General features: G+C 70.2%; 25 protein-coding genes and 1 pseudogene. 10 read left to right on the top strand and 16 right to left on the bottom strand.

Annotated elements, in window-relative coordinates; genetic code table 11:
* Positions 1–18 precede the first annotated feature (18 nt).
* From BM362_RS25115 to BM362_RS25085, 7 genes are read right to left on the bottom strand one after another with little or no spacing between them, the layout of a single operon-like run.
* Positions 19–1,167, bottom strand: coding sequence for a CaiB/BaiF CoA transferase family protein (locus tag BM362_RS25115; RefSeq protein ID WP_067591243.1), 1,149 nt, complete (start codon positions 1,165–1,167; stop codon positions 19–21).
* Complete coding sequence (locus BM362_RS25110; RefSeq protein ID WP_093574756.1) at positions 1,157–2,365, bottom strand: CaiB/BaiF CoA transferase family protein; 1,209 nt, start codon at positions 2,363–2,365, stop codon at positions 1,157–1,159. Before BM362_RS25110 ends, BM362_RS25115 begins: the two co-directional genes overlap by 11 nt.
* Position 2,366: 1 nt before the next feature.
* On the bottom strand, positions 2,367–2,774 hold the full coding sequence (locus BM362_RS25105; RefSeq protein ID WP_067591237.1) for a Zn-ribbon domain-containing OB-fold protein: 408 nt from the start codon (positions 2,772–2,774) through the stop codon (positions 2,367–2,369).
* Complete coding sequence (locus BM362_RS25100; RefSeq protein ID WP_198545570.1) at positions 2,774–4,000, bottom strand: thiolase family protein; 1,227 nt, start codon at positions 3,998–4,000, stop codon at positions 2,774–2,776. The genes BM362_RS25105 and BM362_RS25100 overlap by 1 nt, the downstream gene beginning before the upstream one ends.
* Positions 3,997–4,503: a MaoC family dehydratase gene (locus BM362_RS25095; RefSeq protein WP_067591235.1), complete on the bottom strand. Its 507-nt coding sequence runs from the start codon at positions 4,501–4,503 to the stop codon at positions 3,997–3,999. Before BM362_RS25095 ends, BM362_RS25100 begins: the two co-directional genes overlap by 4 nt.
* A gap of 24 nt (positions 4,504–4,527) precedes the next feature.
* Positions 4,528–5,679: an acyl-CoA dehydrogenase family protein gene (locus tag BM362_RS25090; protein WP_093574755.1), complete on the bottom strand. Its 1,152-nt coding sequence runs from the start codon at positions 5,677–5,679 to the stop codon at positions 4,528–4,530.
* Between the two features lie 32 nt (positions 5,680–5,711).
* Positions 5,712–6,917: a CaiB/BaiF CoA transferase family protein gene (locus BM362_RS25085; protein WP_093574754.1), complete on the bottom strand. Its 1,206-nt coding sequence runs from the start codon at positions 6,915–6,917 to the stop codon at positions 5,712–5,714.
* A gap of 177 nt (positions 6,918–7,094) precedes the next feature.
* On the opposite strand from BM362_RS25085, the gene BM362_RS25080 reads away from it, so the two are divergent.
* Positions 7,095–8,441, top strand: a complete 1,347-nt coding sequence (locus BM362_RS25080; RefSeq protein WP_093574753.1) for an MFS transporter — start codon at positions 7,095–7,097, stop codon at positions 8,439–8,441.
* 495 nt (positions 8,442–8,936) lie between these two features.
* Here BM362_RS25080 and BM362_RS25075 read toward each other — a convergent pair whose 3' ends face one another.
* Entirely contained in the window at positions 8,937–10,340 is a 1,404-nt protein-coding gene (locus tag BM362_RS25075) for a DHA2 family efflux MFS transporter permease subunit (RefSeq protein WP_093574752.1), read from the bottom strand.
* A 132-nt stretch (positions 10,341–10,472) separates the two neighbouring features.
* Between BM362_RS25075 and BM362_RS25070 the strand changes: the two genes are divergently transcribed.
* The 6 genes and pseudogenes from BM362_RS25070 to BM362_RS49260 all read left to right on the top strand — a co-directional run bounded on the left by BM362_RS25070 (position 10,473) and on the right by BM362_RS49260 (position 13,384).
* Positions 10,473–11,303 (top strand): helix-turn-helix domain-containing protein, encoded by an 831-nt coding sequence (locus tag BM362_RS25070; protein ID WP_198545678.1) that lies wholly within the window; start codon positions 10,473–10,475, stop codon positions 11,301–11,303.
* Between the two features lie 306 nt (positions 11,304–11,609).
* A complete protein-coding gene (locus BM362_RS48350) occupies positions 11,610–12,221 on the top strand; it encodes a hypothetical protein (protein ID WP_208865324.1) in 612 nt (203 codons plus the stop codon).
* A 3-nt stretch (positions 12,222–12,224) separates the two neighbouring features.
* Positions 12,225–12,497, top strand: a complete 273-nt coding sequence (locus tag BM362_RS49270; RefSeq protein ID WP_093574751.1) for an alpha/beta hydrolase fold domain-containing protein — start codon at positions 12,225–12,227, stop codon at positions 12,495–12,497.
* Positions 12,497–12,865 carry an alpha/beta hydrolase family protein gene (locus BM362_RS25055; protein WP_093574750.1) on the top strand — a complete coding sequence of 123 codons (369 nt, stop codon included), beginning with the start codon at positions 12,497–12,499 and terminating at the stop codon, positions 12,863–12,865. The genes BM362_RS49270 and BM362_RS25055 overlap by 1 nt, the downstream gene beginning before the upstream one ends.
* Before the next feature lie 14 nt (positions 12,866–12,879).
* Positions 12,880–13,134 (top strand): annotated as a pseudogene (locus tag BM362_RS49265) (class I SAM-dependent methyltransferase); the annotation flags it as partial.
* Between the two features lie 67 nt (positions 13,135–13,201).
* Entirely contained in the window at positions 13,202–13,384 is a 183-nt protein-coding gene (locus tag BM362_RS49260) for a hypothetical protein (RefSeq protein WP_244287277.1), read from the top strand.
* Between the two features lie 15 nt (positions 13,385–13,399).
* Here the strand turns inward: BM362_RS49260 and BM362_RS25045 are convergent, their stop codons facing one another.
* From BM362_RS25045 to BM362_RS25025, 5 genes are read right to left on the bottom strand one after another with little or no spacing between them, the layout of a single operon-like run.
* Positions 13,400–14,584: an NAD(P)/FAD-dependent oxidoreductase gene (locus tag BM362_RS25045; protein ID WP_067595531.1), complete on the bottom strand. Its 1,185-nt coding sequence runs from the start codon at positions 14,582–14,584 to the stop codon at positions 13,400–13,402.
* A gap of 39 nt (positions 14,585–14,623) precedes the next feature.
* Entirely contained in the window at positions 14,624–15,808 is a 1,185-nt protein-coding gene (locus tag BM362_RS25040; RefSeq protein WP_093574749.1) for a MalY/PatB family protein, read from the bottom strand.
* Positions 15,808–16,578: an amino acid ABC transporter ATP-binding protein gene (locus tag BM362_RS25035; protein WP_093574748.1), complete on the bottom strand. Its 771-nt coding sequence runs from the start codon at positions 16,576–16,578 to the stop codon at positions 15,808–15,810. Before BM362_RS25035 ends, BM362_RS25040 begins: the two co-directional genes overlap by 1 nt.
* On the bottom strand, positions 16,571–17,491 hold the full coding sequence (locus BM362_RS25030) for an amino acid ABC transporter permease (protein WP_093574747.1): 921 nt from the start codon (positions 17,489–17,491) through the stop codon (positions 16,571–16,573). Before BM362_RS25030 ends, BM362_RS25035 begins: the two co-directional genes overlap by 8 nt.
* Positions 17,478–18,413, bottom strand: a complete 936-nt coding sequence (locus BM362_RS25025) for an ABC transporter substrate-binding protein (protein ID WP_093574746.1) — start codon at positions 18,411–18,413, stop codon at positions 17,478–17,480. The genes BM362_RS25030 and BM362_RS25025 overlap by 14 nt, the downstream gene beginning before the upstream one ends.
* Positions 18,414–18,573: 160 nt before the next feature.
* Between BM362_RS25025 and BM362_RS25020 the strand changes: the two genes are divergently transcribed.
* Together BM362_RS25020 and BM362_RS25015 are read left to right on the top strand one after the other, a co-directional pair.
* The gene (locus BM362_RS25020; protein WP_067595520.1) at positions 18,574–19,470 is read left to right on the top strand and encodes a LysR family transcriptional regulator; all 897 of its coding nucleotides are present in this window, start codon (positions 18,574–18,576) and stop codon (positions 19,468–19,470) included.
* 815 nt (positions 19,471–20,285) lie between these two features.
* Complete coding sequence (locus BM362_RS25015; RefSeq protein ID WP_208865323.1) at positions 20,286–20,480, top strand: SDR family oxidoreductase; 195 nt, start codon at positions 20,286–20,288, stop codon at positions 20,478–20,480.
* 642 nt (positions 20,481–21,122) lie between these two features.
* Here BM362_RS25015 and BM362_RS25010 read toward each other — a convergent pair.
* Complete coding sequence (locus tag BM362_RS25010; RefSeq protein ID WP_093574745.1) at positions 21,123–21,569, bottom strand: MarR family winged helix-turn-helix transcriptional regulator; 447 nt, start codon at positions 21,567–21,569, stop codon at positions 21,123–21,125.
* A gap of 110 nt (positions 21,570–21,679) precedes the next feature.
* Between BM362_RS25010 and BM362_RS25005 the strand changes: the two genes are divergently transcribed.
* Positions 21,680–22,642: a quinone oxidoreductase family protein gene (locus tag BM362_RS25005; protein ID WP_067595512.1), complete on the top strand. Its 963-nt coding sequence runs from the start codon at positions 21,680–21,682 to the stop codon at positions 22,640–22,642.
* An 840-nt stretch (positions 22,643–23,482) separates the two neighbouring features.
* On the opposite strand, the gene BM362_RS25000 is transcribed toward BM362_RS25005, so the two are convergent.
* Both BM362_RS25000 and BM362_RS24995 read right to left on the bottom strand, forming a co-directional pair.
* Positions 23,483–24,883: an aldehyde dehydrogenase (NADP(+)) gene (locus BM362_RS25000; RefSeq protein WP_093574744.1), complete on the bottom strand. Its 1,401-nt coding sequence runs from the start codon at positions 24,881–24,883 to the stop codon at positions 23,483–23,485.
* Positions 24,880–26,310 carry an amino acid permease gene (locus BM362_RS24995; RefSeq protein WP_093574743.1) on the bottom strand — a complete coding sequence of 477 codons (1,431 nt, stop codon included), beginning with the start codon at positions 26,308–26,310 and terminating at the stop codon, positions 24,880–24,882. The genes BM362_RS25000 and BM362_RS24995 overlap by 4 nt, the downstream gene beginning before the upstream one ends.
* Positions 26,311–26,413 lie beyond the last annotated feature (103 nt).

Below are 26,413 nucleotides of genomic sequence, written 5' to 3'. Positions count from 1 at the left end.
TTCTGTCCGGGGACGGGGTCAGGCCCGGGTCGGCAGCACCGAGCCGAGCAGGTCGTTGTCCGCGCCGATCGGGCGGACCGCGGGCAGCGGCGGCGGGCGCCTGCCGTCGAAGGACAAGGGCAGCCCGACGACGCCGATCTCGCCCTCGTCGGCCGCGCCGATGATGCCGAGTTCGCGGGTCTGCTCGTGGCTGACCAGCTCCGGGGTCGTCTGCACCGGCGCGCACGGGATCCCGGCCGCTCGCAGCCGGTCCTGCCATTGCGCGCGGGTGCCGGTCGCGATCCGCTCGCCGATCAGCCGATCGATTTCGGCGCGGTTCTCCAGCCTCGCGGCGTTCGTCGCGAACCTCGGTTCGTCCGCCCATTCCGGGTGCCCGAGCGCCGCGGTCAGCCGGGCGAACAGCGCGTCGTTGGCGCAGCTGATGATCAGTGCGCCGTCCGAAGCCGCGAACGCGCGGTGCGGGACGATGAACGCCACGCCGGACCCGTGCCTGCTGCCGGGGTAGCCGTCGGCCGCATAGCCGGCGATGCCGACCGAGTTCCACGCGATCGCCGTCTCCAGCAGCGACGCGTCCACCGCGGCGCCGGTGTGCTTCACGTGCCGCCGGTTGAGCGCCGCGAGGATGCCGATCACCGCCCACATCCCGGTCCCGAAATCCACAATGGACACCCCGGCGCGCACCGGCCCGCCGTCGTGCTCCCCGGTGATGTCCATGATCCCGGAGAACGCCTGCATCAGCGGGTCGTAACCGGGCAGTTCGCGCAGCGGCCCGGCCTTGCCGAACGCGCCGATCTCGCAGTGCACGAGTTCCGGCTTGGTCACCCGCAGGCTCTCCGCGTCGAGGCCGTACTTGGCCGCGCTGCCGGGCCGCAGGTTGTGCAGGAACACGTCGGCGCGCTCGGCGATCAGCCGGTGCAGCGTGGCGAGCTGCTCGCGGTCCTTGATGTCGAGGCGCAGGTAGCGGCGGCCCCGGTTGAGCGCGTGGAACGCCGCCCCGTCGCCCTTCCATTCGCTCGGTCCCCAGCCGCGCGCGGAGTCGCCGGCCGGCCGCTCCACCTTCCACACCTCGGCGCCGAGTTCGGCCAGGATCTTGCCCGCGAACGGTGCCGACGCGCTGTCGCTCAGCTCCACCACGACGATCCCGCTCAGGGGAAGCTCACGCGTCATCGCGCACTCCAATTCCGGCCGCGCCCGCTTCGCGCAGCGCGCCCGCCTCGTCCTCGCCGAATCCGTACTCCCGCAGCAGTTCTGCCGAATGCTCGCCCAGCCGAGGCGCGGGGTACCGCAGCTCAGGAGCGCTTTCGCTCCACTGCTGCGGGATGCCGATGGTGCGCAGCCGCCCCTCTGAGGGATGGTCCTGCTCGGCGAAGAACCCGATGTCGCTCATGTGCGGATCGCTCAGCAGCGTCTCCGGCGTGTTCATCCGGATCACCGGGATGTCCGCCTCGGTGAGCACCTTCAGCCACTCGCCGGTGGACCGGGTGGCGAACACCTCGGCCAGGAACGCGTACAGCTCGCCGATGTTCTCGGTCCGGCCGTGGATGTCGGCGAACCGCGGATCCTCCGCCAGATCCGCGCGGCCGACCGCGGCGAAGAACCGCTGCCAATGCCGGGTGGTGTAGATGTTGACGCCCAGGTAGCCGTCCAGAGTCCGATACGGGCGGCGGTCCGCGTTCAGCATCCGGGCGTAGCCCCAGTCCCCGATCGGCGGCACGAAGGTGTGCCCGTAGAGGTGGTCGCCCATCGCGAAATGCGCGAACGTCTCGAACATCGGCACCTGCACCTCCTGCCCGTGCCCGGTGCGCTCGCGGTGGAACAGCGCCGCGGCCACCGCGTTCGAGGCGGCCATGCCGACGACCCGGTCGGCGATCGCGGTGGCGACGTACTCCGGTTCGCCCTGTCCGCGGCTCTGCAGCACGGGCATCCCGACCGCGGCCTGGATCAGGTCGTCATACGCCGGTTTGCTCGCGTACGGACCGTTCTGGCCGAATCCGAAGCAGCCGCAGTACACCAGCCGCGGATTGATCTCACGAGCGTCCGCATAGGACAGTCCGAGCCGGTGCATCGCGGCCGGACGCAGGCTGTGCAGCAGCACGTCGGCCGAGCGCATCATGCGCACGAGCGCGTCGCGGCCGTCCGGATGCTTCAGATCGAGCACGAGGCTGCGTTTGTTCCGGTTCAGGTGCAGGAAAATCGCGGCCATCCCGGGATTTCGCCGCGGGCCGACGCCGCGGGTGGTGTCCCCTTCCGGGGACTCCACCTTCGCGACGTCGGCACCGAGATCCGCGAGCAACAGGGACGCGTACGGCCCCATGAAGTTCGAGGTCAGGTCCAGGATCCGCACACCGTCGAGCGGGCCTGCCATGTCATTCCTCCGTTGCCGGGGCGAACACCGGGAGCGTCTGCTCGCCGCGCCGCACGAAGCGGACCTCGACCGGCATGCCGATCTCGACCTTGTCCGGTTCCGCTTCGATCTGCGTGAACAGCTGGTAGCCCTCCGCCAGCTCGACGAACCCGACCGTGTAAGGCACGATCGCGGCCCACACCGGCGTCGGACCGCGCGTGATCGTGCTGTAGGACCACACCGTGCCGCGACCTCGCGACTCTTCCCAGTCCAGCGATCGCGCCGAGCAGTGCGGACAGTACGAGTGCGCGGGCCACACGACCTCGCTGCACGAACCGCAGCGCTGATAGGTGAGCCGTTCCTCGCCGAGCGCCGTCCAGTACGGTTCGGCGTCCGGCAGCCGGTACGGCTGCGGCCAGTCTTCGCTCATTACGGCCTCCCAGCGTCGTTGCCGGACAACACCATCACGCCCGCCGCGGCAAGCATTCCGCCCGCGCCCTGCACCAGCACTGTGCGCGGCTTCCGCTTCGGTGCCAGCCCCAGCGCGGTGCCGCGCAGCTGCCGGACCGCCTCGACCAGACTGTCCATGTTGCACGAGATCCCCGGCTGCCCGAAAGAGAGCCAGCCGCCGTTGGTGTCGGTCGGCAGGTCGCCGTCGACGCCGGTGCGGCCTTCGCGGTACACGTCGATGCCGTGGCCCTTCTTCGCGAAACCCAGGTCCTCCAGGACGATCGGGCCCATGTGCGCGAAGTTCACCGACAGCTGCAGCATGTCCACATCGGACGGAGTGAGCCCGGACCGGGTGAACGCCTGGCGCGCGGCCTCGACAGTCGCGGTGTGCGTGAGATTCGGGAACTCGCCCAGCCCGGCGAACCGGCCCGACCGCATGTTCATCCGGTCGGTGAGGTACTCGTGCGTGGTCGCCGACCCGTAGCCCCGCACCCACACCGGGTCGCGGGCTTCCTTCGCGCGTTCGGGCGAGGCGACCACCAGCGCGCCGCCGGTGCCGCCGCCCCAGGTGGAGCACATCCACCGGCGCAGCGGCGTGGCGACATACGGCGAGGAGAGCACCTTCTCGCGGTCGATCTCGCCGTGCTTGCGCTTCGCCGCGTGCGGATGCCGCGCGCCCCACCGCTGGTTGGCGATGGCGACGTCGGCGAGATCTTCTTCGGTCAGCCCGTATTCGTGGAAGTACCGGTGCGCGGCCTGCGCGTACAGCGACGGGATGGTCGGGCCGTAGGGCACCTCGTACTGCGGGTCCGAATCCGCTTCGGAGCCCATCGCCACGGCGTCCACGAACAATTCGGTCGCGTCGCTCTGCACGCACAGCACGTACTCCGCCGCACCGGCCGCGATCATCTGCGACGCCACCGCGATGGTCGAGGTCAGCCCGGCACCGTGCAGAGTGATCTCGCTGTTCAGCGTGACCGGCATCTGCAGGTGCGAGATGAAGATGTTGCTCCACTGGGACCGTTTGTCCGCCCACGGCGAGCGTCCGGTGAACACGGCGTCCACCTGGTGCTTGCCGATCCCGGCGTCGGCCAGCGCGGCCATCGTCGCCTCGGTGGCCAGCTGCAATGGGTCTTTCCGGTCGGCCTTCGACGCGTACGCGTCGCCCATCCCGACGATCGCGGCGACCGGTTCCCCCGCGCTCACTTCTTCTCCGGCTGCTTCTCCGTCGGCAGGGACGCCGCCAGCAGCGCTTCGAGGTCCTCACGGCGGCGCAGCATCAGCAAGCTCCACTCGCTGCGCTGCACCACGTAGCCGTCCTGGTTGAGCGCCTTCATCAAGAACGTGGTGACGCCGTACTTGTCGTCCTTTTCCTTCTTCGCGGTGACCTCTGCGGTCACGTAGATCGTGTCGTCGATCGCGACCGGCTTGAGGTAGCGCAGGTTGTCGATCCCGTAGTTCGCCTGGATCGAGGGGCCGAACTGGATCAGCCCGGTCATGATCGAGTACGTCAGCGAGCCCTGCACCAGCCGCTTCCCGAACCGGGTCTGCCCGGCGTAGTGCTTGTTGGAGTGGATCTCGATCCAGTTGCCGGTGAGCGCGCAGTAGTTGACGACGTCGGCCTCGGTGATCGTCCGCCCGCCGGTGCGGAAGGTCTGACCGACCTCCAGCTCGTCGAAGGGCAGGTCGACGCGGTTGTTGATCCCCATTGATCTTCTCTCCTCAGAACAGGTTCAGGCGGGCAGGCGCATCGACTTCGCGATGATCGTGCGCTGGATCTGGGAGGTGCCGCCGCCGATCGTCGACTGGATGCTTTCGCGCAGGTAGCGCTCCATGTCGCCCTCGGGCAGGTTCGCGTAGCCGCCCAGGATCTGCATGCCGTCGAGCGCGCACTGCTTCAGGGTTTCCGAGCCGTACAGCTTGGCCATCGACGTCTCGCGGGCGGCCGGCAGGTTGTCCGCCTTCATCCGCGCCGCGCGGTAGCAGAGCAGCCGGGCGGCGTCGACGCGCGTCTGGTTCTCCGCGAGCATGTGCTTGAGCACCTGGAAATCGCGGATCGGCTTGCCGAACTGGGTGCGCTGGTGGGCGTACCGGTTGGCGTTGTCCACCGCCTCCTGCGCGTTGCCGGTGTAGGCGGCGGCGACCGCGCAGCGCTCCAGCTCCAGGTGTTCGGTGATGATTTTCCAGCCCTGGCCGACCTCGCCGAGCAGCGCGTCCGCGGGGACCCGGACCTCGTCGAGGAAGATCTCGGTCGTGCCGGTCGCGTGCCGGGACAGCGTGGGCAGCTTGCGGATGTCCAGACCCGGGGTGTCGTTCGGGATCAGCAGCACGGACAGGCCGTTGTGCTTGTCGTTCTTGTCGGTGCGGACCAGCATCGCGATGACGGTGTCCTTCGCCGCCGCGCCACTGCACCAGAGCTTCGAGCCGCTGACGATCCAGTCGCCGTTCTCGTCCTGGCGCGCGTGGGTCTTGGTGTTGGCCGCGTCCGAACCGGCGTCCGGCTCGGAGATCGAGACGGAGAACCGGATCTCGCCGTCGATGAACGGTTTGACGTAGCGCGCCTTCTGCTCGGCGGTGCCGTACTTGATGATGTTCATCGCGGTGAAGGTGGGCACCAGCACCGAGCAGGCGAAGTCGAAGCCGAACTTGCCGAGGCCCTCGGCCATCAGGGAGTAGTCGAAGATGTCCCCGCCGGAGCCGCCCTCGGACTCCGGGATCAGGATGCCGAGCCAGCCCTGCTTCGCGATCTTGGCATACGCCTCGTACGGGTACTGCCGTTCGAAATCGCACTTGCGCACATATTCGACGGTGACCTCGCTGTCCATGAAGTCGTTGACGGTTTTCAGCCACTCGGACTGCGCCTCGTCCAGGAAATTCGCGCACATTTTCTCGTACTCCCATCGCGGTTTCCATCAGATTAATGCGACCGGCCCGGAAAGCCAATTGACGATTCCCGAAGGCGGGATTCGGGTTTTCCGAACCCGGTGCGCAGGGCCGCGGACTCTTCAGCGGAAAAGCCCCAGTCGGCCAGCGCCTCCGCCGCGTGCTCGCCCGGCGCGGCGGGAGGCCGCTGGATCGCTCCCGGCGTACGGCTGAACCGCGGTGCCGGAGCGGGCTGCACGACGCCGTCGACCTCGACGAACGTGCCGCGCGCCCGCAGGTGCGGATGCCTCGGAGCCTCGGCCATCGACAGCACGGGCGCGAGGCAGACATCCTGTCCTTCGGCGAGCGCGCACCATTCGTCCCGCGCCTTCGTCCGGAACACCTCGGCGAAGCGCTTTTTCATCTCCGGCCAATGCTCCCGGTCGTGCTGACCGGGCAGTTCGTCCTCGGCGAAGCCGAGCATCCGGAGGGTATTGCGCCAGAACCGGGTCTCGTTCGCGGCAAGGCTGATCCAGCCGCCGTCGGCGGTCTCGTAGACCTGGTACCAGGGCGCGCCGGAATCGAGGCGGTTCGTGCCACGGTCGTCGGTCCAGTAGCCCGCCGCGCGGAAGCCGTAGAACGCGGTCATCAGCGACGCCGAACCGTCGACCATCGCCGCGTCCACCACCTGGCCCTGGCCGGACGTGCGGCTTTCCAGCAGCGCGGACACCACGCCGAGCGCCAGGTAAAGCGACCCACCGCCGAAGTCGCCGGCCAGGTTCAACGGGATCACCGGCGGACCTCCCGCCTCGCCGATCGAGTGCACGACGCCGGTCAGCGACACGTAGTTGACGTCGTGGCCCGCGGCCCTGGCCAGCGGACCGTCCTGGCCCCAGCCGGTCATCCGGCCGTAGACCAGCGCCGGGTTGACCGCCAGGCACTCGCCCGGCCCGAGCCCCAGCTTCTCCGCGACGCCCGGACGGAACCCCTCGACCAGCGCGTCAGCCTGCCGGACCATCCGCAGCACGGCGGCGACCGCGTCCGGGGTCTTGAGGTCCAACGGCACCCCGCGGCGGCCTCGGTTCATCAGCTCGAAGCGCGGTTCGATCGGCGCGCCGCCGTCGTAACCGGGCGGGCGTTCGATCCGCAGCACCTCGGCGCCGAGATCGGCCAGCAGCATGCAGGCGAACGGCGTCGGCCCGACCCCGCCCAGTTCGACGATCCGTACCCCCGCCAGCGGCCCGGAATGCGTGTCTCCCATCCACGGGACGCTACGCGCGCGGGCGGAGCAAACCTATTTCGCAAACCCGAAGCAGCGCTTCGAGAACTCCGAATTGATTACCGCGAACGTCCTGCTTACGCTACGGCGACCCCGCTCGGGGCTCTGTTTTGATCATATTTCCCGGTCCGCCGCACCCCATTCGGAGAGGGGCGTTCAATGACGACGCCGAAATCCCCGTCCGCACCGGAACCCGCTGCCCGCGCCCGCTCCGGCCGCCGCGCCGTCGTGGCGAGCATGGTCGGCACCACCGTCGAGTACTACGACTTCCTGGTTTACGGGGTCGCCGCCTCGCTGGTCTTCGGAAAACTGTTCTTCCCGCAGGTCGATCCCGCCGCCGGGGTCCTGCTGTCACTGTCGACGTTCGCGATCGCCTTCGTGATGCGCCCGATCGGCGCGGCGATCTTCGGCAACCTCGGCGACCGCGTCGGCCGCAAACGCGTCCTGTTCCTGACCATGATGCTGATGGGCGTGGGGACCTTCGCGATCGGCCTGCTGCCGACCTACCGCACGATCGGCATCCTCGCGCCCATCCTGCTCGTGCTCTGCCGCTTGGTCCAGGGCCTCGCCCTCGGCGGCGAACAGGCGGGCGGTTTCGTGATGAGCGTGGAAAGCTCCGGCGACAACCGCCGCGGCCTGGCCGGCGCGTTCGTCAACTCCGGCGCGGGCTGGGGTCTGCTGCTGGCGAACCTGCTGTTCCTGGTGCTGAACGAACTCCCCGGCGACGCTTTCCTCGCCTGGGGCTGGCGCATCCCGTTCCTGCTGAGCGCGGTGCTGGTGCTGGTCGGCCTGTACATCCGGGTCAAGCTCGACGAAAGCCCCGAGTTCGTCCGTGTGGAGAACGCCCAAGCGGTGAAGCGCGTGCCGCTCGTCGACGCGATCAAGCGCGGCTGGCGTCCGATGCTCCTGGTGATGCTGTGCTGCCTCGGCACGCACGTGAATTTCTACGTCGTGACAGTGTATTCGCTGACCTACGGCACCTCGGTGCTGCACCATCCGAAGACGACACTGCTGTCGATGCTGCTCATCGTGACCGCGATGTACATGGTCAGCACCCCGCTGTTCGGCCTGCTCGCCGACCGGTTCGGGCGCAAGCAGGTTTTCGTGGTGTCAGCGATCGCCCTGGTGCTGACGCCGTTCGCGTTCTACCCGCTGCTGGGCAGCGGAAGCTACCTGCCGATGGTGGCCGGTTTCGTGTTGCTGTTCCTGGCGGTCAGCGCGAACTCCGCCGCTGAGCCTACGTTCTTCGCGTTGTCTTTCCCGCCTTCGATCCGGTACAGCGGACTCGCCGTGTCCTACGGGCTGGGCGCGGTGCTCGGCGGCTCGTTCGCCCCGCTGATCTCGGCGGCTTTGTTCAAGTCGAGCGGCAGTTGGACGACTGTCGCGATCTACAACGGCGGAGCCGCACTGATCTCCGTGGTGGCCGGGTTGTTGCTGCGGGAACTCCCCCGGCTGAGCACGAAAACGTCAACAGCACATTCCGGCTCCGCCCCGCAGGCCGTTTGACGGCCTCCGGGGCGGAGCCGCCCTAGATTGCCAGTGCGGGGCACTCTGTTCTGGCGGGAAGGAAAACGAGCGATGAGGAGCACAACTGGCACCGGCGCTGGCAAGAGCGCCACCAGCCCGTAGACCGCGTATTTCGTGCCGAGCGGGTCGTCCTGACGTCCGAGCGCGCTCGCGATCGGACCACCGGTCTCCGTGACAGCCTCGACCCGGCAAGGCAGGTTGTCTGGGTGCAACCACCTCACGTGCAGGAAAAGCGGCACGATGACGTCCGGGCCTAGGGCCGCAGCTCGCTCCAGCACGCTTCGCAGCCCGGTCTCGTCGTGCTCACCGACATACCCGGCGTCCGGAATCACGGCGGGCAGGCCCAGTCTCCGCTGCCGCCGGATCCAGCCGCGGTCGATGGGAGCCGACGCCAGCGACCGGTTCTCCGCGATACTCACCGCGCGAGCATCGCTTTCTGGAACACAATTCGCCGCTGCGCCCGGATCGGCCCGTTCAGGCGGCGGTGCCGGCCCTGCGGCGAGCGTGCAGTTCAGTGCGCGCGAGCACGACAGCCGGGACGGCGGCGGCGATCGCGCTCGCGAGGACCCACCAGAACGTGGCGGCGAAGCCGCTGGCCTGTCCGGCGGGTGTGGGGTCGACGCGGAGCTGGCCGGCGAGGACCACGGTGAGCACAGCGGTGCCGATCGCGCCGCCCACGCGCTGAAGGACGTTGAGCTGCGGGGTGGCGTCGGGGATCTTCTCCGGGGGCAGGGCACGGTAGGCGGCGGTCATCGCCGGGATGATCGACAAGCCGAAGCCGACGCCCCGGAAGACCATGACGAGGCACAGCAACAGGTACGGAGTGGTGGCGGTCAAGAACACGAACGGGACGGTCGAGATCGCCAAGACGGCGGTACCGGCGAAGGCGGTGCTCCCGGCTCCCCAGCGATCGGTGAGCGGAGCCGCGAGCAGCGCGCCGAGGCCGGTCGGGGCGAGCAGCAGCCCGGCGAGGACCACGCTCTCGCCGCGGACAGTCTGGAAATACAGCGGCATCAGGATCATCCCGCCGAAATTCGCGGCGCCGAGTGCGAACTGGGCGACCGACGCGGCGGCGAACGCTCGGTTGCCGTACAGCCGGAGGTCGAGCAGCGGCCGCTTCGCCCGCAGGGCCTGCCGGACGAAGCCAGCCAGCGCGGCCAGTCCGACCAGCAGCGTGACGACCGCCGCCGTGTCCCATCCGGCCACGACGCCGGTCTCGGCCAGGCCGTAGGTGAGGCACCCGATCCCCACGGAGGCCAGGACCAGGCCGGTCACGTCCAGCCGTCCCGCGTCGCCGCCTTTCCCGCGCGGCAAGAGCCGCAGAGCCAGCACAGTGCCGGCGACGCCCAAGGGGACGTTGAGCCAGAAGATCGCCCGCCACCCGATGCTTTCGATGAGCAGACCGCCGATCGCGGGCCCGAGCGTCGGGGCGAGCACGATCGGCACCGCAAGGATGCCCATCACCCGCCCCATCTGCGCCTTGGCGGACTGCGCGGTCCAGATCATCGTGCCGACCGGCATGATCGCCCCGCCGCCGGCGCCCTGCAGCGCCCGGGAGACGATCAGCATTCCCGCGCTCTGCGAACACGCGCACAACACCGACCCGACGGTGAACACCGCCAGCGCGGCGACATACAGCCGGGCGGCGCCGAACCGGCGGGCCGCCCAGCCGGTCACCGGGATCACCGCCGCGAGCGCGAGCAGGTAGGCGGTCACCACCCACTGCACCGTCCCCAGCCCGGCGCGCAAGTCGGCCGAAAGGGTGTGGACGGCGACGTTGACGATCGTCGAGTCCAGGAACGTCAGCGACGCGCCGATCATCACCACTCCGATCGATCGGCGCAGCGCGGGCGAAAACGGCTCAGCAGAGACGGTCATGCCCGCACCGCCTTCGCCGCGCGCACCGCTTCGGAAGATCCGCCTGGCTTCGCCAGGCCCCCGGTTTCGATCGGCATTTCGGTCATCAGCCACGCACCCCTCAAGTCAGGCCCCTAAGTTAGGCTGGCCGCTGTGCGCGCAGAGGCCAATCAATACCCCGAACCGGCCAACCAGGCGTGGCGGACCGCGAGCGGTTCGGCGGAAAAATCCCGGGCTGCGGGCACCGCGGCGGCCTCGCCCATCCTGTGCATCGACCGAGACACCGCCCGGGACCGCGAACTGCTGCGGCTGCACTCGCACCCGGAACCGATGCTCACCTGGAGTTCGTCCGCGACGCTGCTGGGCACCGTCGCCGGTCGCGACTGGCTGATCCCGCCCGGCTACGGGCTCTGGGTGCCCGGGGGCATCGAGCATTCCGGCTCCGTGCTGCACGCGGGCGAAATGGTGACCATCTCCTTCTCCGCAGGCCACTGCCCGCTCGCCTGGGCCGAGCCCGCCAGCTTCGCCGTCGGATCGCTGCTGCGCGAGATCATCGCCCACTTGCACGACATCGCCCCCGGCGACCACAGCCGTCCGGCCGCCGAGGCGCTCATGTTCGAACTGCTCACCCCGCTGCCCGCGCACCACATCAACGTCGCGCTGCCCGCCGACCCGCGCGCCCGCGCCATCGCCGAACGACTTCTCGCCCACCCGGCCGACCGCCGCGAACTCGCCGCCTGGGCCGAGCACGTCCATGCCAGCGTCCGCACGCTGTCCCGGCTGTTCCGCGCCGAAACCGGGCTCGCCTTCGCCGACTGGCGCGCCCAGGTCCGCATCCGCGCCGCCATCCCCATGCTGGCCGGCGGCACGTCAGTCAGCGCCACCGCCCGCGCGGTCGGCTACCGCAAACCGAGCGCGTTCATCGCCGCGTTCCGCAGGTCCACCGGCCACACCCCCGGCACCTACCTTCCCCGGCCGCGCTAGGCACGCCGCGGCCGGAATGCCCGAGGCGGCCGATCGACCGCACGAGCGGAGACGCACCGGTTCCCTCATCGGCGGCGAAGCGAGACGAGGGCGGCGCCGACGAGCCGGGCGCGGGTCCCTGTGCCCGCTGCCGGGCCGCGGCGCTGGCGATGTTCACGCGGGTTTCGCCGAACGCAAGCCGATTCCCGGCGTCCGGCGTTGTCCAGCCCGGACCCGATCGACTCGCACCGACGCGCCCCGCAGGGAACCCGCTCGCGACCGCGATGACAATCATTCTCGTTACCGCACCGAGCGAGAGGATCAGCAATGGCCAGGACGGCGCGTACCACCGAGCTGCCGCTCTCCGCCGATGTCGCGGCACGGCTCGCCCGCAAGCCGGAGGTGCTGGCGTTCGTCATGAGCCCGGTGCTGCGGCTGTATCGCATGGACGCGCCCGCGCGCATCGAAGCGGGAACGCACGGCAAGGAGGCCCGCCTGTGGTGGTTCGGCGTTATCGCAGTCGAACGGCTGGGCCCGCTGGAGATCCGCACCGACGAGCACGGCGGGCCCGTGCACACGTGGCGGCACCGCCTCACCTTCGTTCCGCTCGGCGAGCGCCGGTGCCGCTACACCGACGAGGTCGAGACCGACGACGGATGGCGCGGAGCGCCGACCCGGCTGTTCGGCCGCATTGTTATTCGCAATGATTTTCATGAATCTCCTCCAGGTGCCCCGGACAGCGCTCACTTGCGAATACGCCCGCGCCGGCGAGCAGCCGCTGCTGCTCGACCCGCATGCCCTCAAGTCGCGCCCGCGGTGGTCACGCCGACGCTCGGCGGCGGCGCGGACGGCACGTGGCGGATCGTGATCGCGGTGATCGTCGTGTCCAAGCGGCGCGGCAGCGTCATGGCGCAGACTCCAGCGGAGGCGAAAGCCTGACGCATTGCTCCATTCGGGCCTGGTACGCCTCCCGGGCCGGGGCCGCATCCGGTCATCCTGTGGATCGACGGCGGCGCTTGGTTCCTCGGCGACCGCACCGACGACGCGGTGCTCTGCGCGGGGCTGGCCGCCCGCGGAGTAGCCGTGGCCAGCATCGACTACCGGCTCGGCGAAGCAGGCGCGTTTCCCGCGTCCGTCCACGACGTCCGGGCGGCCGTGCGCTGGCCGGCCACTGGCAAGATCGCCAGCCGGGGCGCGTCGGCCGCCTCTCGCTGATGGCAGCCCTGTCCCCCGCCGACCCCGGCGGGACCGATCGGATCGACGCCGTGGTCGACTGCTGCGGGCCCACCGACCTCGTGGCCCGCCTGGCACGGACCGACCTGGAACGCGCGATCGTGCGCCTCCCGCCGGACGCCTGCTGCCTGCGCACCGGCATCGAAACCCCCGACCTGGACCGGGCGCGGCAGGCCGGCCCGCTCTGCCAACAGCTCGACCAGAGCCGGCGGCCGCACGAGACGCTCGTCGCGGGCTGCGAATCGCACCTGCTGGTGCTCGGCGGTGCCGGGCACGGCGACCCTCGCTACCAGTCCCCCTGGATCCTCGACGCCACCGCCGCTTTCCTCAAGCAGCATCTCGCCGCCTAGCGAAAAGAAGGCTCATGACGCAACGATCAGGCCCGGCCCCGACGGCTCCCTCCGGCAGCGAGGATCCCGCCGAGTTCTGGGAAAACCTGTACCGCCGGCAGCGCGACAACCACGACTTCCGGGGTGTCAGGGTCAATCCCAGGCCCGTCGAAGCGGCCGAGCCGCTCCAGCCCGGCATCGCACTCGACCTCGCCGGTGGTGCCGGAGGCGACACCCTGTGGCCGGCCCGGCGCGGCTGGCGGGTCACCGCCACCGACATCTCGGCGACAGCTGTCGAAAAGGTGCTGCGTCTGGCGAAAGAGGAAGTTCTCGGCGGTCTGGTCACGACCGAACGACATGACCTCGCCGAGACTTTCCCCGGCGGCCGCCTGCTCGGACAGCTACGCCGGACTCGGCCTCGATCCCCCGGCCTGGACCGTGGAGCGCGCCGACACCCCGCAACGCACGGCGACCGGCCCCGGCGGACCGACAGCGGTCGTCACCGGCGACGTGCTGCTGATCCGCCGGGCCGGAGGCTAGCGAGCGGCCGGACGGCTACTGTGCCGCCGGGAAATGCAGCGTCGCGAACTTCGGGAAGTCGTTGATGGTCTTGCCGATGAGCCGGTCCGGCGCGTAATCCGCCAGCAGCGGGGAGCGGGCCCCTTCCAGCAGTTCCGCGCTGATCAGCTTGCCCAGCAACGGAGCCAGCGTGATCCCGCTGTGAGTGGCCACCAGGTACACCCGGGCCGGCTCGGTGACGAAACCCGCGGCGGGCAGGCCGTCGGCCGGCCGGGCACGCTGGCCGACCTTGATCTGCTCGATCTTCGCGCCCGCGGTGTTGGCGAACAGGCGGTTGAGCCTGCGCAGCATCTCCTCGCCGATCAGCGCGGTGGTGTCCGCGTGGTAGGCGGGGTCGGCCCGGTGGTCGAGGTCCGGGGTCTGCAGCAGCAGCCTGCCGCCGCCGTCGGGGCGCACGTTCATCTCCGGGGTGATCAGGTTGGAACTCAGCTGGACGTACTGCGGGTCGGTGCGGCCGAGGAAGCCGCACGCGAACTTGTTCGGCTGGTCCGGGTCGATCATCGCGAACTGCTTGCCCAGCACCTTCATGACCGACTCGCTCCAGCGGCCCGCGGCGCTCACGACGAAGTCGCCGCGCCAGTTCTCGCCGGTGCTCAGTTCGAGCGTGACGCCGGTGCTGTCCTCGGCGATGTCGAGCACGTCGGCCGGCGCCCGCAACCGCGCGCCGTTGGCGCGGGCCTCCGACCACAGCCGGGCGAGCAGAACGCTGGGCACGACGTAGCCCTCGCTCGGGAAGTGGACGATCTCCGAAGACCGCGGGTGCACGCGCAGCTCCGGGATCCGCGTCCGCAGCTCCTCGGCCGTCGTCTTGCGGATCGGGTACCCGAGGTCGGTCAGCCGCTGGACCCGCGCCTGCAGCCGTTCCCCGACCGCGGGATCCGTGGTCCACTCGTAGGTGCCGGTCTGCAGGTACCAGTGCGCCTCGCTGGCCGAGTCCCGCTGCAGCCGCTCGTGTTCCCGCATCCCGGCCAGGTTCAGCTCGTAATAGGAATCCGGCGACTTGCCGTTCGAGTTGACCCACGCGAACGTGCCGGAGCTGGTGCCGGCTCCGATGCGGTCTCGCTCGAAGATCGTGACCTCGGCGCCCGCCGCGGACAGGGAACGGGCGACGGACAGGCCCACGACCCCCGCCCCGACGACGGCGATCGACGGTCGGCTCATGGTGGTACTCGCTTTCTCGTTGGTGATGGTGCTCCCGGCTCAGGAAAGAGCCCAGGCCTCGCCCATGGCGACGAGCAGGGTTTCGAGAATGTGCGCCGGCGTGGCGAAGTTGAGGCGCACGAAGCCTTCGCCCGCCGCGCCGCAGAGCGCGCCTTCGGCGACCGAAACCCCGGCGCGGTCGAGGAAGTACTGCCCCGGCGGGGTTTTCCGGCCGGGGCCGCGGCAGTCCAGCCACGCCAGATACGTGCCTTCGGGCGGGGCGAAGCGCACCCCGGGAAGATGCTCGGCGACGAGCTTCCCGAGCAGGCGGCGGTTGCTTTCCAAGTACCGCAGCACTTCCGCCAGCCACGGCCCGCCTTCCCGGTACGCCGTGATCGTCGCCGCCACGCCGAGGTTCGAGGCTCCCCGGGACGCGCTGTGCCGGACTTGCTGCCAGGACCGGCGGTCCTGGCTGCCGAGAATCAGCTGAGCGCACTTCAGCCCGGGGATGTTCCACGCCTTCGACGCCGACGTGGCGGTGATCGCGTGCCGATCGGTGTCCTCGCCGAGCGCGGCGTAGCACTGGTGCCGGGCTCCGGGGTAGATCAGCGGAGCGTGGATCTCGTCCGCGAAAACCCTGGCCCCGTGCCGTTCCACGACCTCGGCGAGCGCACGCAGCTCCGAGCGCCGATACACCTTCCCGACCGGGTTGTGCGGATTGCACAGCACCACCAAACCGGCCCCGGCGGCGAGAGCCTCGCCGATCCCCTCCGGATCCAGCTGCCAGCCCCCGGCTTCTTCCCGCATCGCCACCTCGATCACCCGGCGGCCCAACCGGACAGGCGCGGTCAGGAAGGGCATGTACGCGGGGGTCGGGACGACGACCGGCGAGCCGGGGGCGGTGAACCGTTCGATGACCGCTTCCAGTCCCACGATGACGTCGCCGACCGCTTCGACCCGCTCCGGGGCGACGTGCCAGCCGTAGTGCTCGGCCTGATAGTCCGCGCAGGCCTGTTCGAGGCGTCGCATCAGGCCGGGCGGGTGGTAGCCGAACTCGCCCTCCCGGACCGCCTCGGCCAGCCGGTCGGCGAGCACCGGCGGCACGCCGAAGTCCATCTCCGCGACCGAAGCGCCGAGAGCGCCGGGCACCCGGCACCACTTCGCGCTGCCGCGCCGGATCAGCTCGGCCGGGGTGAGGCCGCTGAGCTTTCCGATGTCCAGCAACGGGTTCCGGTGCTCGCGCATCAGCGGCTCACGCTCGCGAAGAACTTCCGGGCCCGGTCGGTTTCGGGATGAAGCAGGATCCGCTCCGGCGGTCCCGATTCGATGATCCGGCCGTCGTCCAGCATCACCACCTCGTCCGCGATGTCGCGGGCGAAGGCCAGCTCGTGCGTGACGATCAGCATCGTGTAGCCCTCGCGCGCCAGCTCCTGGATGACCGCGAGCACCTCGGCGACCAGCTCCGCGTCGAGCGCGCTGGTGGGCTCGTCGAACAGCAGAACGCTCGGCTTCATCGCCAGCGCCCTGGCGATCGCGACCCGCTGCTGCTGCCCGCCGGAAAGCTCGGCCGGATAGTGGTCGAGCCGCTCGGCGAGTCCGACCCTGGCCAGCAGCTCGTGCGCCTGGTCCCGGGCGCCGCTCTTGCCGGCGCCGAGCACCTCGACCGGCCCGAGCATCACGTTCTCCGTCGCGGTCAGGTGCGGGATCAGGTTGAAACTCTGGAACACCATGCCGAAATTCGCCGCTTGCCTGCGTGCCGTCTTCTTGCGGACCGGTCGGCGGTGGTCGCCGTTGACGGTGAAGCCGAGCATCTCGCCGCGCAGGTAGATCCCCCCGCCGTCGATGGGTTCGAGCAGGTTGACCGTGCGCAGCAAGGTGCTCTTGCCCGAGCCCGAGGGACCGACGAGACAGGTCACGCTTCCGGCCCGCAGAGTCAGGCTGACACCCTTCAACGCGGCGAACTCCCCGAAGCGCTTTTCGACCGCTCGCAGGCACAGCAATGGTTCCTCAGGCATGCCGCGCCTCCTGCTCCGGCGCCTGGACGACGCGGCGGGAGAACCCGCGGCCGAACCGCTTCTCCAGTTTCGCCTGCCCGAACATCGCCAGGCTGGTCAGCACCAGGTACCAGACGACCGCGACGGTCAGCATCGGGATCGTCTTGAAGTTCTGCGAGTAGACGAGCTGAACGGTGGTCAGCAGTTCCACGTAGCCGATGACCGACACCAGCGAGGTGTTCTTGAACATCGTCACGACCTCGTTGGCCAGCGAAGGCGTGATCACCCGGACGATCTGCGGGCCGGCGACCTTCGTGTAGGTCCGCCACGTCGAGAGGCCGAGCGAATGACACGCCTCGAACTGTCCGGGGTGGATGGACAGCACGCCGCCGCGGAAGATCTCGGCGGAGTAGGCGCCGAGGTAGGCCGAGAGCCCGATGACCGCCGCCGAGAACTGCGAGATGACCTGGTTGGTCGGCACCTCCACCAACGGATCCGCGAACGGCAGGCCGAGACTCAGCGTGGGGACGAGAGCGGCGAAGAAGTAGACGAACAGGATCAGCACCAGGCCCGGGGTCGCGCGGATGACCCACACGTACGCGGCCGCCATCGTGCGCAGCACTTTCAGCTGGGAGAGCCGGAACGCGGCCACGACCAGGCCAAGCAGCAGACCGGCCGCAGTGGACACGATCGTGATCAGGACGGTGTTCAGCAGTCCGGAAAGGACTCGCTGGCTGAAGAGCCAGGCTCCGACCGTCGGCCACTCCCAGTGCGGGTTGAAGACGAAGAAGCGCACGGCGACGGCGAGCACGACCAGGCCGAGGACGTAGCTGGCCCAGTGGGCGAACCGCTTCGGATTCCGGATCGGCTTCTCGTGCGGCGCGGTGCCCTCGGACGCCCCGGTCGCCGGGCGGACGGCGTCATTGAGAGTCATCGGCTGGCCCCGTGTTCAACGGCATTTCCGCGAGTGCGTAGTCGGTGAGCCCGTAGTCCTTCAGCAACCGCTGGTAGATGCCGTCCCGCACGCACTTGACCAATGCGGCTCGCAGAGCGTCGCGCAGAGCGTGCTGCTGTTTGCTGACGCCGACGCCGTAAGGCCCGGAGATCTCCCGGTACAGCACCTTGTAGCCGGTGGGATTCTTCTCGGCGTTGTACGAGATCGACGGCGCGTCTCCCCACGCGGTGTCCATCTGTCCGCTTTGGACTGCCAGGATGGCCGCGTTGATGTCCTGGAAGGCCGACCCGGAGACCGGCTTGCCGCCGCCTTTCACGCAGTCGCGGCTGGCGGCGGCGACGAGGTTCTGCTGCACATTGCCCCGGACGTACCCGACCGAGAGCCCGCACAGCGTCGCCGGGGTGAGCTTGTCCCGCGGCAGTCCGGCGGAGCCGAGGATGGCGGTGCCGGTCTGGAGGTAGTCGATGAAGTCGGTCTTCTCCCGGCGCGAGGCGAGGTCGTTGATGGACAGGACGAGGTCGAACCGCCCGGCTTCCAGCCCGGGGATCAGCGCGTCGAACGACGTCTGCTGCATCGTGACGTCCAGTCCCATCATCTTGCCCGCGGCCGCCACCAGCTGGGGCGTGAACCCGGTGATCCGGCCGCTGCCGTCGATGAACTTCACCGGGGGCGAGGACGGGTTCACCGCCGCGGCGACCGAACCCCGCCGGGCGATGTCCGGCGGGACCATCGCCGCGATCGCCGGATCGCGGACCACCCCGGAAAGGAGGTCCTGGGTGTGCTGTCCGACCGAGCCTTCGGCGCCGTCGTCCGGATTGGCGCACGCGGCGGCCAAGCACGCGCACACCACCCCGGCAGCGAGTGTTCTCCGCGCTGGCGCGGGTCGCAGCAGTGTTCTCATCGCAATGCCTCCTGCCTGGTGAAGAGGAACTCGTCGCAGCCGTTGTCCTTTCGGGATTTCTCGGTCAGCGGTCCGGGCCGCCTGGTGCCACCACAGCTTCGGCGAGCCACCAGCATTTCGGTAGACCGAATCCTGCTACCGCTAGCGTTAAGCTGCGGCTATGTCCGCGCCGCAGCTGGAAACCATGGACCTCGAGGTCTTCGCCGCGATCGCCCGGCTCGGCAGTTTCAGCGCCGCCGCCGCCGAGCTTCGCGTCGCCGCGCCGTCGGTGAGCAACCGGATCGCCGCGCTGGAACGGCGGCTGGGCACGACGCTGTTCGTGCGCGGCGCGCGCGGCAGCACGCTCACCCCCGCGGGACAGCGGCTGGCCGGCTACGCGCGGCGGTGCCTGGACCTGCTGGACGAAGCCGTGCGCGGGCTCGACACCGGCACCCCGGAACGGCTGGTGCTCGCCGCCCCGAACAGCTTCGCCGCAACCGTCTTCCCGCTCGTCTTCCGCGCACTCGACGGGCTGCCGGTCGCCGCGCACGGACGGGTCGCGCACAGCCGGGAGGTGGTCGAGCAGGTGCGGGACGGCAGCGCGCACGGCGGCTTTCTCCTGACCCAGGTCGCCACGGGCTCGCTGCGCTCGGAACGGCTGGGTGCCTCCCCGATGGTGGCCGTCTGCCGCACCGGCCACGAGCTGTGCGACGCGGGCGAACTGCACCCCGACGATCTGGTCCGCGCGAAGCTCGTCGTGTACCACTGGGACGCCGAGGGCGAACCCCTCGCCGCCGCCTTCGATCATCCCCAGAGACGACGGGACGAGCCGGTCCACACCACCGGCTCACCCGAAACCGCCCTCTCGATCGCGCTGCGCTCCGACCATGTCGCGGTGATCCCCCGGTTCGCCGCGCGGGATTCCCTGCGCGCCGGGCAGATCCAGCTCCTGCCGGTCCGCCTTCCGCTGTGGAGCGTCGAGCTGCGATTCGTCTACCTCGCGGCCAACGCCGACCGGCCCGGGATCACCGCGCTGCTCAACGCACTGCCCTGGCTGCGCGAGGAACTGGGCAGCTGAGCAGCTCGGCTCAGCCTCGGCGACCACTGGGTCGGCTACCAGCGATATCAGACCAACGCCTACCACAGCTATCTGAGCACCAGCCGATTCAGCCGGGACGGCACCATCTCCGGCATTTCGAGGAGCTGAACACACCTTGTTCGACGCTCCGTCGCCATGGTGTTCCTCGCGGCGGTGATGATCTGCACTGCGGCCGTCCGGCCCGCCTACATCGTCGTGCCCGCCACCGCGCCCGACGGACGGAAAGTCACCCTCCAGACCGTCTCCGAGCCAGCCAACTGGTCGGCGATGGGCCCGCTGTCCGCCGACGACGCGCACGGACATCGCAAAGTCGGGTTCGCCCAGCGCACGCCGAGTCCACCGCAGGCAGGTGTGGGATCGAGCGGGTCAGCGCCGGTCTGGTGGGCCGTCGCCGCTTGGTTGGCGCTCTGCTCGCCCGCCGCGCAGGAAAGGCACGTCGTCCCGTCGAACACTGATCCGGAAGGGCCAACGCCAGCCAGCCGGTCTGCCCTCGGCCGCGCGCCTCGATCGTCACCGGGAAGCACAACCACTCCCCCGCCGCCGCGTCACCCTCCGATCGGCCGTACCGCCCAGCAGCACCCTCCAGAGCATGGTGTCCGGTTTCCCTGAGGACTCCCGCAGCCGCTCCAGCTCGTGCGTCCACATCGGACAGAGAAGATCCCCGCGCTCGATCGGGCCGCCTTCCGCGAGCTGGCAGGCTGCTCCCTGCGTGCTCCCCGAGAATCGAGCCGAGGCCAGCCCGGACGTTCAGAGGAAACGGGCTTGCACCAGCGCGGTCCCGCCGGAACCGGGAATTGCCCGCGACCGATTTCGCCGGTGGTGTCATCCGCGACGACGAGAAGTACCGCGCCATGGTGACCGCAAACCACGCTTCCGGGCGCGTGGGCGAACCGGAGGACATCGGCAAGGCGGTGCGCGCCATTGTCTCCACGAGCACCTCGTGGATTACCGCCCAGCGGATCGAGGCATCGGGAGGGCAAAGTCTCTAGCGTCGTGAGTTGTTGAAGCAGCGACTGCCAGTGTCGAGGGTCTGGTGGCTAGCGTGGTCCGCGTGATTGCGTCGGGCGACGTTCTGCTCGTTGTTCCCGAGGCGGACGGGGTTCCGAGCCGGACCACGCTGCCAGGACCTCCTGGCGTCGTGCGCGGCTGGCCTGGTTCGATGCGCGGGCTGGCGGCTGGCAGGGTGGCGGCGAATCGGCATCGACGGGATCAGCCGCAAGTATCGCCGCAGCACTTGACGGTCGAGGTGGATCACGACACCGGACAGCTCGCATGGGCCGCTGCAAGACGGGACAAGGCGGCCCTCGGCTCTTCGACCACTCGGCGGCGAACGTGCTCGGAGCGGAGGGCCGCAGTCCCCGAACCGGCCGAACCGCCAGGGGAACAGTCACGCCGTGGCTGCCGCAGTGTTCACGGACCCGTGAACAGATGCTGCGCGACAGCAGGACCGCCCCGGCGCAGGACCCGGGCAGCGATCGCCGAGCACGGCGTCCTCCGCAACGGGACCCCGACAGCGACCGCGACGCCAGCAGATCGGCGACCGCCGCGGCCGCGTCAAGGTTCCCTGGCAGACCTCGGCGCCGGCCGGACGGTCGCAGCCGCCGCGGTGCCAGCCGGTTGACGTCCCGCGGTCAGATTTCGGCGGGACCGCCCACCAGAATGCTCGCCATTCGGGACAACCGGGCACGCTGGGCGTCAGTGAGCACCGCAGTCAGCGCGTGGATCCGATGCGCCACTTCGGGTTCGCACTCACGCATCAGTTCCCTGCCGCCTTCGGTGAGGGATACCTGGATGGCCCGGCCGTCGTGCGGAGCCGGGCTTCGCCGGACCAGGCCGCGGCGTTCAGCCCGGTCCACCAGGCCGGTCATGCTGGATTTGTCCAGCCCCAGATGCCGGGCCAGACCCTGCATGCCGGGGGCTCGGTCGCGCAGCACACCGAGCAGGCGCAGCTGGATGAGCGAGAGTCCGTGTTCCGCGGCGACCTCGCTCAGTTCGCGCTGCACCACGAACGCCAGCTGCGCCAACGCGTCCACGATCCCCAGATCATCCTGTGCGGCGAGCGCGGAGTCGTCGGGCATCGGCTCATTCTAGTTCCCGTCTAGTACGTCGCACAAACTACTTGACCTAGTACGTCGCGCCAACTAATTTAATTTGTGTCACGTACTACTTACGATGCGAGGAGCCCGCCGTGCACGCAGCAGTGGTCAGTTCGTTCGACGAGCCGCCCCGCTACGCGGAATTCGCCACGCCCGTGCCCGCCGACGGCCAGGTGCTGGTCGACATGCTCGCCGCCGGCCTGCACCCGCGGGTGCGCTCCGGCGCCAGCGGCACCCACTACACCAGCGACGGCCGGCTGCCGATGATCCCCGGCGTCGACGGAGTCGCCCGGCTGGCCGACGGGCAGCGCGTCTACTTCGTTGCCGACGACGACGTACCCGGCACCATGGCCGACAAAGCGCTGCTCGACCCGCGGCGAGCCGTGCCCTTGCCCGAGGCCGCCGACCCAGCGGTCATCGCGGCCGCGATGAACCCTGCGATGTCCTCCTGGGTGGCGCTGCGCAGGCGGATCGCATTCCAGCCCGGCCAGAGCGTGCTGATCCTCGGCGCGACCGGCAATGCCGGACAGATGGCCGTGCAGATCGCCCGCAACCTCGGCGCGGCGCACATCGTCGCCGCAGGCCGGGACCCGCAGCGCCTGGACCTGCTCGCCGGACTGGGCGCCACCACGGTCGTCTCGCTGGCCGGCGACCCGGAACAGGCCGCAAGCGCGGTCGGCGAGGCCGCCGCGGACGTCGACGCGGTGATCGACTACACCTGGGGCGAACCCGCCCAGCTGGTCATCCCCGCAGTGCTCGCCCGCCGCGCCGAACGCGGCAAGCCACTGGACTGGATCCAGATCGGATCCATGGCCGGCGCCGAAATCACCCTGCCCTCGTTCGTGCTGCGCGCGGCCAACCTGCGGATCATGGGCAGCGGCCAGGGCTCGGTCACCGCCGCCGGCATCGTGGCCGAACTGCCCTCGCTGATCGATCAGCTCGTCGCGGGCACTCTCACCGCCGCGGCACTGCCGGTGCCGCTGGCCGAGGTGGAGACCGCCTGGACCGCGCCCACCGAACCCGGCCACCGCCTCGTGTTCACCACATCCGCTTGAGCGCGACGAAGACCAGCCCCGGACCACGCCGATGGAAAGCCCGGCTGCCGACGCTGAGGCAATTGCCCGCTGAGGCGTCCCGGCCGGAATTGCTCCTGACCGTCAACCTGGCCCGCAGTGTCTCATACCGGCTCCTCAAGGCAGCGATGATCGCGGCCAGCGCTTCGCTGCGGAGAAAACCGGACGAGGCCGGCCCTTTCGCGACCCGCAGCGACGCGGGCACCGGCAACGCCCGCGCCGCGAGCTTCGCTCGCGACGGCCCGTTCGGCCGGATCGACCGACCGACTCGGCCGTATCTCCAGGCAAACCCTGGACGCGGCGGGCCGGATCGCCGGCTGCCGGGACCCGAGCTTCCCACCGGTTTACGGTTCTCGCCCCGGCAAATGCACCGCGTCAGATCCGTCACCGCCGACAACGCAGCCACTTCCGCTCCCGTTATCGGTGCCGGGTCCTGGGCGGCCGCGACGCCACCGCCCAGGAAAAGCACTGCGTTGTTCGGCACCGCATTGCCGACCAGACCGAGCGTGCGAGCCGTCCTGTCGTCCGCCGCATACCTCAACCACCGAAGAAAACAGTGTCACCATGAGGCAGGGCAACAGCAGCCGCCTCGACACCGATCGCTCGGCGACGAAGGCGGGCAGCCCCGAGGCGAACCACCCCTTCGCGGGCTCCGGAGGCGTCGTGTTCACGGCGCTCGCCTCCCGGCTTACCGCCCGCCCGTGTCGTCGTGCCCACCCCGTGCTCGTCGAACGCATGACCGTCGGCCTGCGAAGTCGCAGTCTTGTGCACCAGGGCCTGCCCACGGCTCGCGGGAACGCCACCGTGCCGGTGAGACGGGCTTCACCCGACGGGTCCGGACACCCGCTGCGGCACGCCCCAGGGGTTGTCGTCGCGGAGCGGCTCGGGCAACAGGTGGCCGGGCCAGCCCTGATAGGCCACCGGCCGCAGGAACCGCTCGATCGACGCCGTCCCGACCGAGGTCGACATCGGGCCGGTGGTGGCGGGGAACGGGCCGCCGTGCTGCATGGCCGCGGTCACCGCGACCCCGGTGGGCCAGCCGCCCCACAGGACCCGGCCGCTGCGCGCGGCCAGGACCTTCCGCAGCTCGGTGAGCAGGAGTTCGTCGTCCGGCTCGGCGTGCAGCGTGGTCGTGAGCTGGCCGGGCAGTGCCGCGACGGCCGGGGCCAGCTCGGCGAACCGCGTGTACCGCACGACCACGCCCAGCGGCCCGAAACACTCCTCGGCCGCTTCCGGGTGGGCGAGGAAGCCGGTGAGGTCCAGCTCCAGAAGCCGGGGCGCGAGCCCGTCCGGCCACACGACGCGGCGCGCCCCGGGGATCGCGCCAAGTCGCTCCGCGCCGGTCAGGAAGCCCTCGGCGATGCGTTCGTTGAGCATCTCCACAGCCGGCAACGCCCGCAGCCGCTCGGCGACGAGGTCGACCAGCGGCCCGGTGTCCGGGATGAACAAGAGCCCGGGGTTGGTGCAGAACTGGCCGCCGCCGAGGGTGAGCGAACCGGCGTAACCCTCGGCCAGTTCCTCCGGACGGGCACGCGCGGCCGCGGGCGTGACGAGGACGGGGTTGACGCTGCCCAGCTCGCCGTAGAACGGAACCGGGACGGGTCGTTCGGCTGCGATCCGGGCGAGCGCGAGACCGCCGGCGACCGAGCCGGTGAAGGCGGCCGCGGCGATCGCCGGATGCCGCAGTGCGGCGACGCCGCCGGATTCGCCTTCGACCAGGCCGAGCAACTCCGCCCACGGTCCCAGCGCTTGCTGGGCGACGTCGGTCACCCGGCGCGACAGCCGGGGGTGGCCGGGGTGGGCCTTGACGATCACCGGACAGCCCGCGGCCCACGCCGCCGCGGTGTCCCCGCCGGCGACACTGAACGCGAACGGGAAGTTGCTCGCGGCGAAGACCAGCACGGGTCCGATCGCGGTGCGGTAGCGACGCAGGTCCGGGCGCGGCCCGATCGGCCACCCCGGATCGGCGCGGTCGATCCGGACGTCGTAGGTGCTGCCCCCGGCCGCTTCCGCGGCCAGCAGGCGCAGCTGGAACGTCGTGCGGGCGAGTTCGCCGGTCAGCCGGGCGGCGCCCAGGCGGGTCTCCGCGTCGGCGAGCGGGATCAGCTCCGGACCGGCCGCGTCGAGAGCGTCCGCCACCGCGGTGAGCACCGCCGCGCGCGTGGGCGGAGCGGTTTCCGCCCACCTCTGGGCGATGGTCGCCGCCCGTTCGATCGTCTTCACTTTCCCGCCTCCGCCGAATTCCGGAACCCGAACAACGCGTACACCGCCAGTCCCAGCACCATCCACACCGCGAACCGCAGCCACGTCAGCGCGTCGAGGTTCGCGATCAGCCACACCGCGAACGCCACGCCCGCCGACGGCACCACGGGCACCCAGGGCGTGCGGAACGTCCGCGGCAGCTCCGGCCGGGTGCGCCGCAGCACCACCACCGCGACCGACACGACGACGAACGCGGCCAGGATCCCGATGTTCGTCAAGTCCGCCGCCTGCTTGATCGGCAGGAAGCCCGCGATGGCCGCCGACCCGATCCCGACCGGCCAGATCACCCGCGTCGGCACGCGGCGCCGCGGGTGGGTGCGGGCGAAGTACCGCGGCAGCAGCCCGTCCCGGCTCATCGCGAACCAGATCCGCGACACCGCCAGCATGTTCGCGAACGCCGACGTGGTGATCCCGAGGATGCCGCCGACCGCGACGACCGTGCCCAGCCCGGCGAGCCCGACCGCGGCCAGCGCACTCGAGAACGGGCTGTGCACGTCAATCTGGTCGTAACGCTGCATTCCCGTCAGCACGATGGACACCAGCAGGTAGATCACCGCGGCGATGGCGAGCGACACGATGATCGCCTTGGGCAGCAACCGTTTCGCCTCGACGCTCTCCTCCGCGGCCGCCGTCATCGCGTCGTAGCCGTACACCGCGAAGAACGTCGTCGCCGCGCCCGCGACCGCGCCGCCGATACCGTAGGGCAGGAACGGGCTGAAATTCCCCGCCGAAATGTGGAACGCGCCGGCGACCACGACCAGTGCCACGATCGCCAGCTTGATCACCACCAGCGCCGTCTCGAACCGCGCGGACTGCTTGCTGCCGCGGGAAAGCACGAACGCCAGCAGCAGGCACAGCAACGCCGCGAACAGGTCGAGGCGGTGCCCCGGCCCGGTCCCGGGCGCCCCGAGCATCCACGACGGCAGGTCCAGGCCGGCCTGCTCCACGACGTAGGACAGGTAGCCGGAGACGGCGATCGCGACCACGGCGACGATCGCCGTGTACTCCAGCAGCAGATCCCAGCCGATCAGCCAGCCCGCGATCTCCCCGAGCGCCGCGTACGAATAGGTGTACGCGGATCCGGCACGCGGGATGAGCCCGGCGAACTCCGCGTAGCACAGGGCCGCCGCCGAACTGGCGACGATCGCGATCAGAAACGAGATCAGCACGCCGGGCCCGGCCTGCTGGTTGGCGACCACCCCCGCCAGCGAGAAGACACCGGCGCCGACCAGGCCGCCCAGACTGAGCGAGACGAGCTGCCAGAGGCCCATCGTGCGGGGAAGCCCGCCGGGGCCGCCCTCGTCCGGGCCTTCGAAGGACTTGCGCCGGAAGAGCCCGGCGCGGGAGAAGAGCCGGGAACGGGGCCGGATCGTCGTTGATTCGGGCATGACAAATCCCTTCCGGACCGCACGGGCGGACCGGGTCGGCAGTGGGGGTCTGGACGAACGTGTCAGGTCGCTTGTGGACAGTCAAGGACGCGTCGCGAAAGCC

It is taken from the genome of Amycolatopsis rubida (assembly GCF_900115345.1).
Lineage (GTDB): Bacteria > Actinomycetota > Actinomycetes > Mycobacteriales > Pseudonocardiaceae > Amycolatopsis > Amycolatopsis rubida.
Note: the sequence above shows the minus strand (reverse complement) of the source record. Positions and strands in the feature narration are given on the sequence as shown.